Below are 13,213 nucleotides of genomic sequence, written 5' to 3'. Positions count from 1 at the left end.
GACACCCCCACCGCAAAACCCCAACCGAACATCTATCCTTCATAAAGGTCAACCAAGGGAGAACAACAGCACCGGAGGGCTGTTCACCGTGCATATCGCGGACATCACCATGTTCTACGCCCCTGCCAGCGGTGGCGTGCGCACGTATCTGGATGCCAAACACCGCCGCCTGAGCACCAAGCCGGGCATTCGCCACAGCCTGTTGATTCCGGGCGCTCACCTGAGTGAAACGGATGGCGTTTACACGGTTCCGGCCCCTGCCCTGCCCTTTGGCAAGGGTTATCGCTTCCCCCTCCGTCTCGCCCCTTGGCGAAATGTCCTGCAGGATTTACAGCCCGATCTGATCGAAGTAGGCGACCCTTATCTCACCGCATGGGCAGCACTGGATGCGCGACGCCAACTGGATGTGCCGGTCATCGGTTTTTATCACTCGGACTTGCCGCTGCTGGTCAGCAATCGGATGGGCCATTGGGTCACGCCGAACGTCGAGGCCTATGTCAGCAAGCTTTACGGCAACTTCGACCGGGTGCTGGCGCCGAGCCGGGTCATGGCCGACAAATTGAGCGGGCTGGGGGTGAAGAACGTGTTCGTCCAACCCTTGGGCGTTGACTTGCAAACCTTCAACCCCGATGCCCGAGACCCTGGCCTGCGAGCCGAATTGGGCATTGATGAAAACACTCATCTGTTGATTTTCGCCGGACGCGGCTCCAAAGAAAAAAACCTGCCGGTACTGCTCGATTGCATGGTGCGTCTGGGGCCCCGTTATCACCTGCTGCTGGTGGGGTCGTCGATGCCGGCCGCTGTGCCGGACAACGTCACGGTGGTTGACGGGTTCTGCCCGACCGCACAAGTAGCGCGATTGATGGCCAGCGCCGATGCCTTGCTGCACGCCGGCGATCAGGAAACGTTCGGACTGGTAGTACTCGAGGCCATGGCCTGCGGCATTCCGGTGGTGGCGGTGGCAGCCGGGGCCTTTCCGGAAATTGTTACCGCGCCCTGCGGCTTGCTGTGCGCGCCGAACAACTCAACGGCAATGGCCAACGCTGTTCGTGAGTTGTTCAGCCAGGACAGCGCGGCGTTGGGGAAAACTGCGCGCTGTCACGTGGAGCGACAATACAGCTGGGACACGGTGGTCAACAGTCTGCTGGGGCACTATCACGCCGTACTCGGCAGCCAATGGCCGCTGACTGCCAATGGTTAATCCGATGAGCCCTTCCTGCGTGTTACTGGTGTTGCACGACGTTACGCCGCAAACCTGGGCCGATTATCAACCCTTCGTTGAAGCGGTCGACGCATGGGGCGACGTACCGATGACATGGTTGGTGGTCCCGGATTTCCACAAACACAACAGCCTTGACGCTCACCCGGAATTTCGACGAGCGCTCACCCACCGTATCGCCCGAGGGGACGAACTGGCATTGCACGGCTACTTTCATTGCGATGAAGGACCACCGCCCGGCAACCCGCGAGACTGGTTCATGCGCCGTATCTACACCCACGAAGGCGAGTTTTACCGCCTGTCGCAACACGCCGCACTCGCCCGGTTGCGCGCCGGAATTGAGGTCTTTGAGCGATACAACTGGCCGCTGGAAGGTTTCGTCGCACCGGCCTGGTTGATGAGCGAAGGCACGCGCCAGGCGTTGCGCCAATTGCCGCTGCGCTACACCAGCGACTCGCAGCATTTGTATCGACTGCCGGATTTCACCCCGATAGATGCGCCAGGGCTGGTCTGGAGCGCTCGCAGTGCCTGGCGGCGGGGCTTGTCGAAATTGCTCAGCGATCAACGCGAGCAGCATTGGCAGCACGCGCCGGTCATTCGCCTGGGCCTGCACCCAGTGGACATGCGCCATGCGTTCTCGCGCAACTACTGGTTGCAAACCCTCAAGCGCTTGCTCGACGAGGGGCGCGTGTCGATGACCAAGTCCCAATGGCTGGCTTTGCAACACGACCCGGTCGGCCGCGCAGCATGAACCGGGGGATTGTGCTGTTCATTGCCCTGCTGGCTGCGGTGCTGATCCCGCTGTTGCTGGGCGGTAACCAGACCTGGTCGCGACTGCAAAGCTTTCCATTGAACTGGCTGCTGATCATGTTCGGCATGATTCTGTTGTGTTGGGTGGTGAACACCCTGCGCTTGCGCCTGTTACTGGGCGATCAGCGCGATAAGGTCAGCCCGGTCAAAAGCCTCGGCGTGGTGATGGCCACCGAGTTCGCCTATTGCGCCACCCCCGGCGGCAGCGGCGGACCGCTGGCGATCATGGCGTTGCTGGCGCGCAATGGCGTGCAACCGGCCAGGGGCAGCGCGGTATTCGCTATGGATCAACTGAGTGATCTGCTGTTTTTTCTCTGTGCACTGAGCGGGATTTTGATTTATGCACTGTTCCAGCACCTCAGCGAACGTATGGAATGGCTGCTGACTGTCAGTGTCATTTCAATGTTCGGCGGGTTGATTTGCTGCGTGTTGGTCGCCCGCTACCATCGGCTGCTGATTCGCCTGAGCGGCCGATTTCTGGTTCGCCTGAATGTAAAAAGCACTACGCGCCTGCGCTGGGCACGAAAACTTCTGCACTTCCTCGCCGCATTCACTGACGCATTGAAGTTGCCTTTTCAGACATTGATCACGGTGTTTGCGCTGACCTGTTTACATTGGGTCCTGCGCTACAGTGTGTTGTATCTGGCAATACGCGGGCTGGGGGCGGATTTGCAATGGGCCTGGTGCTTTTTGATCCAGATGGTTTCGCTCAGTGCAGGGCAATTCAGTTTGCTACCGGGGGGTGCCGGGGCGGCGGAGTTGACGTCGGCGGCCTTGCTGGCGCCCATGGTGGGGAAGTCAACCGCTGCGGCGGCCATTTTGATCTGGCGGGCGGTGACTTATTACTTCTACCTGATAGCGGGTGGCCCCTTGTTCTTGCTGATGCTCGGACGGCCGCTGCTGAGGAAGTTGATGAAGTTCAAGCAGGCTTGATCGTGTCTTCACCGTCTTGCTGTAACTGCTCCCACAACTCGGCAGCACCGGGAAACTCCGTGCCGTCTTCGGAGTTCATGTCATCCGGGTCATAGCGACTCAAACAGCCCTCGCCCACTGTTGCCGGTGCTTTAGAAGTGGCTTTGTCGAGTGGATCGGCCATGTTCAATATCCTCAGTGCAGAAACAGCGAAGGGCCTAAAGCGATTGAACGCCCAGGCCCTTCGAATTTCAACTGCATTGCGGTGTTATCAGAACACGACCGTCTTGTTGCCGTGCACCAACACCCGGTCTTCCAGGTGATAACGCAGACCGCGCGCCAATACCATCTTCTCGACATCACGGCCGAAACGCACCATGTCTTCGATGCTGTCACTGTGGCTGACACGCACCACGTCCTGCTCAATGATCGGGCCGGCGTCCAGTTCTTCGGTCACGTAGTGGCAGGTTGCGCCGATCAACTTCACACCCCGCATGGAAGCCTGGTGATACGGCTTGGCGCCGACGAACGACGGCAGGAAGCTGTGGTGAATGTTGATGACCTTGTGCGCATATTCGCTGCACAACGCCGGCGGCAGAATTTGCATGTAGCGGGCAAGTACGACCACTTCGGCATCGTGCTGTTTGACCAGACGCGAAACTTCGCCAAACGCAGGCTCTTTGTCCTGTGGATTGACCGGCACATGGTAGTAAGGAATGCCGTGCCACTCGACCATGCTGCGCAAGTCATCATGGTTGGAAATCACGCAGGAGATTTCGCAATCCAGTTCATCGCTGTGCCAGCGGTGCAGCAAGTCAGCCAGGCAGTGAGACTCGCGGCTGGCCATTAACACCACGCGTTTCTTCTGCGCTGTATCGGTGATGCGCCAGTCCATCGAGAACTCTTTGGCAATCGGCGCAAAGGCTTCGCGAAAGGCTTCAATACCGAAAGGCAGCGAGTCGGCACGAATTTCGTGACGCATGAAGAACCAGCCACTGAGATTGTCCGAGTGATGGCTCGCTTCGGTGATCCAGCCGTTATGTGACGCCAGAAAGTTACTGACTTTAGCAACGATGCCGACGCGGTCCGGGCAAGCAATCACCAGCCGAAAAGTGCGCATGAGGGGGAAACTCCAGAACTTCGCAAAGGCCGCCATTCTAGCGATTGCGCAGCAAAACTACAGTATTGATGACGGCTTGCCCGGCATACCGGTCGTGGACCCGACTCTGAAAGCACCCGTTCCCCGCGCGGTGGTGATCTTTTAGTCGATATCAAGAGTCAAATTGTGAATATCTGTGTTGTCTGCTCACACTATTTAATGACCTCTTCAATTTCCACCCTGTTCCTCACAAGTAATTTAATTAAAACGTCGGTTAAATGTTTACTTGATGAAACACCCTGACTATTATTGCCACACTGTTCCCTGCCATCCAGCCTCCAACATAAGGTAGTCCTCATGTCCTTGATCAACGAATACCGTGCCACCGAAGAAGCTATCAAAGAGCTGCAAGCCCGTTTGAAGAACCTGTCCCAAGACGACAAACTGCAAACCGAGCTGGAATTCGAAGGCAAACTGCGCACCCTGATGGGCGAATACTCCAAGTCCCTGCGTGACATCATCGCGCTGCTGGATCCAGAGTCCAAAACCAAAGCACCACGCGGCGGCGCAGTAAAAACTACTGGCACCAAGCGTGCTCGCAAAGTTAAACAATACAAAAACCCGCACAACGGCGAAGTCATCGAAACCAAAGGTGGCAACCACAAAACTCTGAAAGAGTGGAAAGCCAAGTGGGGCGGCGACGTGGTTGAAGGCTGGGCTACTCTGCTGGGCTAAGCCGCAGAGCTTGTCACAGATAGAAAGGTGACAAAAAATAACGCCAGCGAATGCTGGCGTTTTTTTATGCCCGTGAGGGGGGCATGACTATTTTCGTTTTCAAAGATTCAAACGTTTTTGTAATGCCTCGACATAACATTGCCATTCATTCAGCACTGCACGCTGCAACGGTGTAGCAGTTTCGTTCATTTGGGCCGCAGCTTCTGCAAAAGTATTTAGCGTATGGGGTGCCCCCCACTCGGGTGCTGACAAACGTTTCTGACAGAATAATCGCCAGCGCTCTTGCTCCTCGGAATTCAACGTATCGGGGAAGTTGCGTGCGCGATATCGAAACAATAATTCAGGTAAACGTTCGTCATCGAAAGGCCATTGTTCTTGTGCTAACTGCGCAGGGTCCGCGGACCTGACTTGCTCGCATAGACGCCGATCCCGGTCACCGATAAAACCATCGTATAACTGTTGTTCGGGATCCTGGCTTGGCGTGAAATCTTCGTGGGTATAAATTGCCTGCACTTTATCTCGCCAAACTTGTTGTGCGTCGATTAGCCGCAGCGACCGCTCCTGATAAAGCGCCATGTCCAGCCCCAGGCGTTGCTGGTCGTCGGGGCGAAGTACCGACAAGGGTGCGACCACCGGGCACTTGTTGATGTGAATGAGTTTAAGCGGCACGGGCAGTTCGCCTTCGGCCAGATCATCGCGACGGGTGTACAGCCGCTGTCGCAAGGTCTCGACATCCAGATCCAGCAAACCCTGGGGATCCAGGTGCAGGTCGCAGACAATCAATGCGTTCTTGTTACGCGGGTGCCAGGCCAGTGGCAGCACCACACCGACATAGCTGCGGGCTGCCGAAAAACGCCCGGAAATATGCACCATCGGTTGCAACAGGCGAACCTGGTCCATCACTTTTTGTTTGCTGCGCAACTTGAATAGCCAGTCATACAACTTTGGCTGTTTTTCACGAATCAGACGGGCCAGCGCGATGGTGGCGCGCACATCTGACAACGCTTCGTGGGCATTTCCGTGATCAATGCCATTGGCGGCGGTCAGGCGTTCGAGTTTGAGCGTCACTTGGCCCTCGTCGTCTGAGGGCCAGACGAGCCCATCCGGACGCAAGGCATACGCCGCACGCACCACATCGATCAGGTCCCAGCGACTGTTACCTCCCTGCCACTCGCGCGCATACGGGTCGAAAAAGTTTCGATACAGGCTGTAACGGGTCATCTCGTCGTCGAAACGCAACGTGTTGTAACCCGCACCGCACGTGCCAGGCGCCGCCAACTGGGCATGCACCCGGGTCATGAAATCGGCTTCGCTCAAGCCCTGTTCGGCCAGGCGGCCTGGCGTAATGCCGGTGATCGCGCTAGCGGCCGGATGCGGCAGGATGTCGTCACTGGGCTGGCAGTAAAGGTTGACCGGCTCGTCTATTTCATTGAGATCGAAGTCGGTGCGAATCCCCGCCACTTGCAGCGGACGGTCGCAGCGCGGATTGATACCAGTGGTTTCATAGTCGTACCAGAAGATGGAGGTCACGGGCTATTCCTGAACTGAAGATCGGCGAAGTCTAGGCGTTCACATCCCGCTCCGGCCAGTAATCTTGTCATTCAATCACCTCTGGCCACTCACCGTGCAATACATAGTTATGTCGTTTTCCCCCGAGAGGCTGCTAGCATCGGACAGACATCGAATCCCGAACAGGCCACACAGGTTGCCCATGCTCGAGACCACAGCACTGCCAAGGAAAGCGACGCTGTACCCGCCACTGGACACGCGGTATCAAGTCGAAACGCCCGAAGGCATCGACTTGCCACTGCGTCCCGCCGGGTTGATGGTGCGTGCGCTGGCCTTCGCCATTGACCTCGGGTTGCGCGGGCTGATCCTCGGCCTGCTGTTTATCGTGCTGGCGTTTCTCGGAAAGCTTGGCGCCGGGCTGGGCTCGCTCCTGCTGTTCGGGGTGAGCTGGTGGTACATGGTGCTGTTCGAAGTGCTCAATCAGGGCCGCTCACCCGGCAAGCAGTGGATGGGCTTGCGCGTGGTGCAGGACGACGGCACGCCGGTCGGCTGGACCGCTTCGCTGCTGCGCAACCTGCTGAGATTTGTCGACATGCTGCCCTTCGGCTACTTCCTCGGCGCCATCAGCTGCCTGCAACATCCCACCTTCAAACGCCTCGGCGACCTCGCTGCCGGCACGCTGGTGATCTACCGCGAACAACCGCTCACCCGCCCGCAACTGCCCGAAGCCCAGCCTGTGCGCCCGACTTTTGCCCTGACGCTGCCCGAACAACGCGCCATCCTCGGTTTTGCCGAACGCCAGGGTGAACTCTCCGAAGCGCGCACCCTTGAGCTCGCCTCGATTCTCGCTCAACCGCTGCAGATCGACCCGCCGCGCGCTGTGGCAGAACTCAACGGCATTGCCCGCGGCTTGTTGGGTCCGGCATGAAGCAAAGTCTTTTCGAACAGCGCCACAAGGCCGAGTGGGAACAGTTTTCCCTGATGCTGGGTCAACTGGAGCACGGCAAGGACGCGTCCCGGACCGGCGGTTTCCCCAAGGACTATCGTCGCCTTTGCCAGCATTTGGCGCTGGCTCAGGAGCGCGGCTACAGCAGTTTTCTGATTGACTCATTGCAGCAGCTCGCGCTACGCGGGCATCAACAGCTGTATCGGCATCGCAGTCAGCTGGGCGCCAACGTGGCGGGCTTCATCCTGGCCGGTTTTCCGCGATTGGTGCGTGAACAATGGCGCTTTGTGCTCGCCGCCGGCCTGATGTTTTTTGGCAGCCTGATCGGCTTCGCGCTGCTGGTGTACCTGTTCCCGGACCTGGTCTACAACCTGATTCCGACCGAGCAGGTCGGCGAACTGCAGAGCATGTACGACCCGGTCGCCGGCCATTTGGGGCGCACAACGGAACGCGCCGCCAGTGAGAACTGGGTGATGTTCGGTTACTACATCATGCACAACATCGGCATCGCCTTTCAGACCTTCGCCAGTGGTTTGCTGCTGGGTCTGGGCAGCGCGTTTTTCCTGCTGTTCAACGGTTTGATGATCGGCGCAGTGGCCGGGCACCTGACGCACGTCGGCTACGGGCAAACGTTCTGGTCATTCGTGATCGGCCACGGCGCCTTTGAACTGACGGCCATCGCCCTGGCTGGTGCCGCCGGCCTGCAACTGGGTTGGGCGCTGATTGCACCGGGACGCCTGCCGCGCGCCGAAGCGTTGCGACTGGCGGCGGGCAAAAGTGTGTTGCTGATCTGCGGTGTCATGTTGTTCCTGTTGATTGCGGCGTTTATCGAAGCTTACTGGTCGTCGATGACCGCTCCGGCACCGATGACCAAATACCTGGTTGGCGCCGCGCTCTGGGCGTTTGTCGCAACGTATCTGCTGTTTGCCGGACGGGCTCGCCATGCGCCTGAGTGACGCCACGGTCGTGATCCGCCCGCGCAACACCTGGGAAGCCATGGACCTGGGCGTGCTGCTGAGCCAGCGCCATCGACGCCTGTTGATGACCAGTTGGGCCATCGTGACCTTGCCGGTCTTCGCCTTGCTGAGTGCGATGTTCTGGGATTCGCCGTCCCTGGCCGTGTTTATCTTCTGGTGGCTTAAACCGGCGTTTGAGCGCCTGCCGTTGTTCATCCTGTCCAAAAGCCTGTTCGGCGAAACACCGACATTGAAACAGGCGCTGCGCGAATGGCCACGCCTGCTCAAGCCGCAACTGCTGGCCAGCCTGACCTGGCGCCGCCTGAGCCTGAGCCGCAGTTTTGTGATGCCAGTGGTGCAACTTGAGGGCCTGAGTGGCGAGCCGCGACAACAGCGATTGCAAGTACTGCTGCGGCGCAACGCCGGTGCGGCGCAATGGCTGACGATCATCGGCGTGCATCTGGAAAGCGCGCTATGGATTGGTTTGATGGTGTTGTTCTACCTGTTCCTGCCACAGCAGGTCGAACTCGACTGGAGCTGGCAGACCCTGATCACCGCCGTCGTGCAGGACTGGCGCTGGCTGGAACACCTGACCAATGCTTTTTACGTGCTGGTGCTGATTGTCTGGGAGCCGGTCTATGTCGCCTGCGGTTTCAGTCTTTACCTGAACCGGCGCACGGTGCTGGAGGCCTGGGATATTGAACTGGTGTTTCGCCGCTTACGCCAACGCCTCAATACAACCACCCTCACCCTGATTCTGGCGGCAATCCTGTTGGTGCCTGGCGCGCAACACGTTTGGGCCGCCGAGCCTGTCATCACTCCGGACAGTCCTCGTCTGCTCAATCAACCGCTGACCAGCCAGGCTTCAAAAGACAGCATCAAAGCTCTCCTCGACAAACCACCGTTCAAGAACAAGGAAACGGTCACCCGCTATCAGTTTGGCGAGGATAAACCCGAGGCCAAAACCCCGGATGACGGCAAAACACCCGAATGGCTGAAGGCGTTGTTGGCGCTGCTCGACAGCCAGCGTTTCGGCTTCCTCGCCACCTTGATTGAACTGCTGCTGTGGAGCGCGATTATCGGCGGTATCGGCATATTGATCTGGCGTTACCGTGACTGGTTGCAGGCGTTCGTCAGCCGTCGACCCGCGTTGAAAAGTAAAGTCGCCCGGCCGTTACCGCAGCAGGCTTTCGGCCTGGACCTTAACCGCGAAACCCTGCCCGCCGACATTGCCGCCAGCGCTGAAAGTCTCTGGCAAACCAACCCGCGGGCGGCCCTCGGTTTGCTCTATCGCGCCCTGCTCAGCCATTTGCTGCACGACCACCACATGGCGCTGAAACCCGCCGACACCGAAGGCGAGGTTCTGCGGCGCGTCGAACAATTGCAGCAACCCGCGTTGCTGGCTTTTAGCAAAACCCTGACCGATCACTGGCAGAACATGGCCTACGGTCATCGCCTGCCACCTGCGCATCTGCAACAGGAACTGTGTGACGGGTGGCGAGCTTTGTTCGGTCCGGGAGCAGCCCATTGAACCGGAGATTGTGGCAGGTGACCGGCGTATTCATCGTCCTGCTGGTCGGTGCGCTGAGTATTTATCTGTACCTGAAAGCCACGCCCTATCAGGCAGAAATCGATCACGGCCCATCGCCTGAAGCGCAGGCCAACCCCTACCTCGCCGCTGAACATTTTTTGCGCAAGCAGGGCCTGACCGTCAACCATGCCAATGGTCTTGACGTGCTGCCCACCCTCGATCCCCATCAGCACAGCCTGTTGCTGCTCGGGGATCGCTACAACATGACCCCGCGTCAGATTGATCAGATCTTGAACTGGACCCGGTCCGGTGGGCGTATTTTATTTGTTGCCCAATCCCTTTGGGATGAAAAGACCGGCCAGAGCAACGACCTGCTACTCGACCGGGTGCAATTGCACCAGTCGCTGAGCAAAGACCTCAAGGACCCGCCACCCGACATCCTCGACGATCACTATCCCAAACTGACCAAGCTGTATCTGGAAGATGAAGAAGCACCGGCCTACGCGAATTTCGACACGGCATTCCATCTCGACGACCCGAAAAACCTCGCGCAAGCCTGGGCCAACAGCGGCAAGGCCACGCACATGATGCAGCTCAATCACGGGCTCGGCACGATTACCGTGGTCACCGATGCCGACCTGTGGAAAACCCCGGCCATCGACCAGTACGACAATGCCTGGCTGCTCTGGTATCTGACGGCGGACACGAGCGTCACGTTGCTGTTCAACACCGATCACGACAGCTTGCTGACCTTGCTTTGGCGTTATTTCCCACAGGCATTGGTGGCCTTGATTGCGCTGATCATCCTGGGATTCTGGCATGTCGGCGTGCGCCAGGGTCCGCTGCTGGAACCCGCATCGAAAGGCCGCCGCCAACTCCAGGAACACCTGCGCGCCAGTGCCGATTTCATGTTGCGCCGCAACGGCCAGCAGCACCTGCTGCAAGCCTTGCAACAAGACATCCTGCGCCGTGTGCGGCGCCGTCATCCCGGTTTTGAACAACTCGGCGTTGCCGAGCAATGGCTGGTGCTCGCACGCCTGACCGGCCAACCCACACGCGCTATCAGCCAGGCCATGAGCCCGCGACCGAAGCAGCGGCTGTCCAGCGCTCACTTCAGCCGTCTGGTCGCCCACCTGCAAACCTTGAGGAACGCTTTATGAGTGAACAGATCGAGCCCGGCTCGCCAACTCACGCCGCCCAGCAACGCCAGCGCGCCAGTCAATTGGCCCAGGCCGTGCGCGGCGAATTGCAGAAAGCCGTGATCGGTCAGAACAGCGTGATCGACGACGTCCTCACCGCTCTGATCGCCGGTGGCCATGTGCTGCTCGAAGGCGTGCCGGGGTTGGGCAAGACATTACTGGTACGCGCCCTCGCCCGCTGCTTTGGTGGCGAATTCGCGCGCATCCAGTTCACCCCGGACCTGATGCCCAGCGACGTCACCGGGCACGCGGTCTACGACCTGAACACCGAGCAGTTCAAACTGCGCAAAGGCCCGCTGTTCACCAATCTGCTGCTGGCTGACGAGATCAACCGCGCCCCGGCGAAAACCCAGGCCGCATTGCTCGAAGCCATGCAGGAACGCCAGGTCACCCTCGAAGGCCGCGCCCTGCCCATCGCGCAACCGTTCATGGTGCTCGCCACGCAAAACCCCATCGAACAGGAAGGCACCTATCCCCTGCCCGAAGCCGAGCTCGATCGGTTCATGCTCAAGGTGCGCATGGATTACCCCGACGCCGAGCAGGAGATGAACATGGTCCGCCAGGTTAGCCGCTCGACCCGCGCCGACATGCTCGACGTGCAACCGCTGCGCACCGTACTGCAAGCCAAGGACGTGCTGGCCTTGCAGCGTATTGCCAGTGATTTGCCGCTGGACGATCAGGTCCTCGATTACGCCGTGCGCCTGGCCCGCAGCACCCGCAGCTGGCCGGGTTTGACCCTCGGTGCCGGGCCTCGCGCATCCATCGCTTTGGTGCGCTGCGCCCGAGCCCGTGCGTTGTTGCGCGGTGGCGAGTTTGTGATTCCGGACGATATCAAAGGATGTGCATTGGCGGTGCTGCGCCATCGAGTGCGCATCGCGCCGGAGCTGGATATTGAAGGGTTGGACGTCGATCAAGTGCTCAGGCAATTGCTCGATCAAGTGCCGGCACCGCGCCTGTGAAACCGACACGCCTGCTGCTGATCTGGCTCGCGATCCTGCTGGTCATCGGCATCGTGTTAGGCGCGTTGCGGGCGCTGGACATCGCCGTCCCATCGACTCTGTTGTCGATCAACTGGGGATTGCTACTGGCCCTGTTGTCGCTGGCCGTGCTCGACGCCATTCGCCTCAGACGCCAGCCCTCGCCGCGCCTGCGCCGACACATGCCCGGCAGTCTGGCATTGGGTCGGTGGAGTGAAGTACGGCTGGACGTTGAACATGCGTTCACTCAACCGCTGAACGTGCACCTTTTCGATCATGTGCCACCGGGACTGAGTTTCGAAAACCTCCCCTTGTCCGTCGAATTGCAACCCGGTCTACAGAGCCAGATTGGCTATCGGGTGCGTCCGCTCAAGCGTGGCCACTTCAGCTTCGAACACTGTGAAATCAGCTTGCCGAGTTCCTTGGGTTTATGGTCCGACAAACGCCTGCTGAACGTGGTCGACAGTACCCGCGTCTACCCCGACTTCGCCCGCATCTACGACGGCCAGCTGTTGGCGGTGGACAACTGGCTCAACCAACTCGGCGTGCGCCAGCGACAACGTCGCGGATTGGGTCTGGAGTTTCATCAACTGCGCGAATTTCGTGAAGGCGATAGCCTGCGCCAGATCGACTGGAAAGCCACCGCCCGCCAGCGCACGCCGATTGCCCGTGAGTATCAGGACGAACGTGACCAACAGATTATTTTCATGCTCGACTGCGGTCGACGCATGCGCAGTCAGGATGACGAACTCGCGCATTTCGATCACGCACTCAATGCCAGCCTGTTGCTCAGCTACGTCGCCCTGCGCCAGGGTGATGCCGTGGGCCTGAGCACCTTCGCCAGCGACCGACCGCATTACCTCGCCCCGATCAAAGGCACGGGCCAGCTCAACGTGTTGCTCAACAGCGTCTACGACCTCCAGAGCACTCAACGCCCCGCCGATTACCAGGCTGCGGCCACTCAACTGCTGGCCCGACAGAAACGCCGGGCGCTAGTGGTGCTGGTGACCAACCTGCGGGATGAAGACGATGAAGAATTGCTGACTGCGGTTAAACGCTTGAGCAAGCTGCATAGGGTGTTGGTGGCGAGCCTGCGTGAGGACTTGCTCGATAATCTACGGCACGCCCCGGTGCAGACCTTGCCAGAGGCGCTGGCCTATTGCGGGACGGTGGATTATTTGAATGACCGGGCGCAGCTCCATGAGCGGTTGAAGGCTCATGGAGTGCTGGTGGTGGATGCTCGACCCCAGGAGTTAGGGGCCGAGTTGGTGACGCGGTATTTGGGGTGGAAGAAGGCGGCAGCGCTATGAGCAATTACGT

At 59.3% G+C, this 13,213-nt stretch carries 13 protein-coding genes; 10 read left to right on the top strand and 3 right to left on the bottom strand.

Features of this window, described 5'->3' with window-relative positions; genetic code table 11:
• Window positions 1-79 precede the first annotated feature (79 nt).
• The 3 genes from KGB06_RS03225 to KGB06_RS03215 are packed head-to-tail and all read left to right on the top strand — an operon-like array spanning window position 80 to window position 2,962.
• Window positions 80-1,201, top strand: coding sequence for a glycosyltransferase family 4 protein (locus KGB06_RS03225; protein WP_223511911.1), 1,122 nt, complete (start codon window positions 80-82; stop codon window positions 1,199-1,201).
• Window positions 1,194-1,970, top strand: coding sequence for a DUF2334 domain-containing protein (locus tag KGB06_RS03220; protein WP_223511821.1), 777 nt, complete (start codon window positions 1,194-1,196; stop codon window positions 1,968-1,970). Before KGB06_RS03225 ends, KGB06_RS03220 begins: the two co-directional genes overlap by 8 nt.
• A complete protein-coding gene (locus KGB06_RS03215; protein ID WP_223511819.1) occupies window positions 1,967-2,962 on the top strand; it encodes a lysylphosphatidylglycerol synthase transmembrane domain-containing protein in 996 nt (331 codons plus the stop codon). The genes KGB06_RS03220 and KGB06_RS03215 overlap by 4 nt, the downstream gene beginning before the upstream one ends.
• On the opposite strand, the gene KGB06_RS03210 is transcribed toward KGB06_RS03215, so the two are convergent.
• Together KGB06_RS03210 and purU are read right to left on the bottom strand one after the other, a co-directional pair.
• Window positions 2,949-3,125, bottom strand: a complete 177-nt coding sequence (locus tag KGB06_RS03210) for a hypothetical protein (protein ID WP_223511818.1) — start codon at window positions 3,123-3,125, stop codon at window positions 2,949-2,951. The two genes, KGB06_RS03215 and KGB06_RS03210, sit on opposite strands and share 14 nt — an antisense overlap.
• An 87-nt stretch (window positions 3,126-3,212) precedes the next feature.
• Entirely contained in the window at window positions 3,213-4,061 is an 849-nt protein-coding gene (gene purU, locus KGB06_RS03205; RefSeq protein ID WP_223511817.1) for a formyltetrahydrofolate deformylase, read from the bottom strand.
• Between the two features lie 336 nt (window positions 4,062-4,397).
• Between purU and mvaT the strand changes: the two genes are divergently transcribed.
• Window positions 4,398-4,775: a histone-like nucleoid-structuring protein MvaT gene (mvaT, locus tag KGB06_RS03200; RefSeq protein ID WP_007933316.1), complete on the top strand. Its 378-nt coding sequence runs from the start codon at window positions 4,398-4,400 to the stop codon at window positions 4,773-4,775.
• A 99-nt stretch (window positions 4,776-4,874) separates the two neighbouring features.
• On the opposite strand, the gene sbcB is transcribed toward mvaT, so the two are convergent.
• Window positions 4,875-6,305, bottom strand: a complete 1,431-nt coding sequence (gene sbcB / locus KGB06_RS03195; protein ID WP_223511816.1) for an exodeoxyribonuclease I — start codon at window positions 6,303-6,305, stop codon at window positions 4,875-4,877.
• A 181-nt stretch (window positions 6,306-6,486) separates the two neighbouring features.
• On the opposite strand from sbcB, the gene KGB06_RS03190 reads away from it, so the two are divergent.
• The 6 genes from KGB06_RS03190 to KGB06_RS03165 are packed head-to-tail and all read left to right on the top strand — an operon-like array spanning window position 6,487 to window position 13,203.
• Window positions 6,487-7,212, top strand: a complete 726-nt coding sequence (locus KGB06_RS03190) for an RDD family protein (protein ID WP_223511815.1) — start codon at window positions 6,487-6,489, stop codon at window positions 7,210-7,212.
• Window positions 7,209-8,186 (top strand): stage II sporulation protein M, encoded by a 978-nt coding sequence (locus tag KGB06_RS03185; RefSeq protein WP_223511814.1) that lies wholly within the window; start codon window positions 7,209-7,211, stop codon window positions 8,184-8,186. Before KGB06_RS03190 ends, KGB06_RS03185 begins: the two co-directional genes overlap by 4 nt.
• Window positions 8,173-9,717, top strand: coding sequence for a DUF4129 domain-containing protein (locus tag KGB06_RS03180; protein ID WP_223511813.1), 1,545 nt, complete (start codon window positions 8,173-8,175; stop codon window positions 9,715-9,717). The genes KGB06_RS03185 and KGB06_RS03180 overlap by 14 nt, the downstream gene beginning before the upstream one ends.
• Window positions 9,714-10,877, top strand: a complete 1,164-nt coding sequence (locus tag KGB06_RS03175) for a DUF4350 domain-containing protein (RefSeq protein WP_223511812.1) — start codon at window positions 9,714-9,716, stop codon at window positions 10,875-10,877. The genes KGB06_RS03180 and KGB06_RS03175 overlap by 4 nt, the downstream gene beginning before the upstream one ends.
• Complete coding sequence (locus KGB06_RS03170; RefSeq protein WP_223511811.1) at window positions 10,874-11,875, top strand: AAA family ATPase; 1,002 nt, start codon at window positions 10,874-10,876, stop codon at window positions 11,873-11,875. Before KGB06_RS03175 ends, KGB06_RS03170 begins: the two co-directional genes overlap by 4 nt.
• Entirely contained in the window at window positions 11,872-13,203 is a 1,332-nt protein-coding gene (locus KGB06_RS03165; protein WP_223511810.1) for a DUF58 domain-containing protein, read from the top strand. Before KGB06_RS03170 ends, KGB06_RS03165 begins: the two co-directional genes overlap by 4 nt.
• The last annotated feature ends 10 nt before the right edge of the window (window positions 13,204-13,213 follow it).

Source organism: Pseudomonas sp. GL-B-19, assembly GCF_019956415.1.
GTDB lineage: Bacteria > Pseudomonadota > Gammaproteobacteria > Pseudomonadales > Pseudomonadaceae > Aquipseudomonas.
Note: the sequence above shows the minus strand (reverse complement) of the source record. Positions and strands in the feature narration are given on the sequence as shown.

What these genes read in the sequence shown, in the direction of transcription:
- mvaT (WP_007933316.1), top strand. Translation starts at nt 4,398, where the DNA reads ATGTCCTTGATCAACGAATACCGTGCCACCGAAGAAGCTATCAAAGAG.
- KGB06_RS03210 (WP_223511818.1), bottom strand. Translation starts at nt 3,125, where the DNA reads ATGGCCGATCCACTCGACAAAGCCACTTCTAAAGCACCGGCAACAGTG.
- KGB06_RS03190 (WP_223511815.1), top strand. Translation starts at nt 6,487, where the DNA reads ATGCTCGAGACCACAGCACTGCCAAGGAAAGCGACGCTGTACCCGCCA.
- KGB06_RS03215 (WP_223511819.1), top strand. Translation starts at nt 1,967, where the DNA reads ATGAACCGGGGGATTGTGCTGTTCATTGCCCTGCTGGCTGCGGTGCTG.
- KGB06_RS03180 (WP_223511813.1), top strand. Translation starts at nt 8,173, where the DNA reads ATGCGCCTGAGTGACGCCACGGTCGTGATCCGCCCGCGCAACACCTGG.
- KGB06_RS03220 (WP_223511821.1), top strand. Translation starts at nt 1,194, where the DNA reads ATGGTTAATCCGATGAGCCCTTCCTGCGTGTTACTGGTGTTGCACGAC.
- KGB06_RS03170 (WP_223511811.1), top strand. Translation starts at nt 10,874, where the DNA reads ATGAGTGAACAGATCGAGCCCGGCTCGCCAACTCACGCCGCCCAGCAA.
- purU (WP_223511817.1), bottom strand. Translation starts at nt 4,061, where the DNA reads ATGCGCACTTTTCGGCTGGTGATTGCTTGCCCGGACCGCGTCGGCATC.
- KGB06_RS03185 (WP_223511814.1), top strand. Translation starts at nt 7,209, where the DNA reads ATGAAGCAAAGTCTTTTCGAACAGCGCCACAAGGCCGAGTGGGAACAG.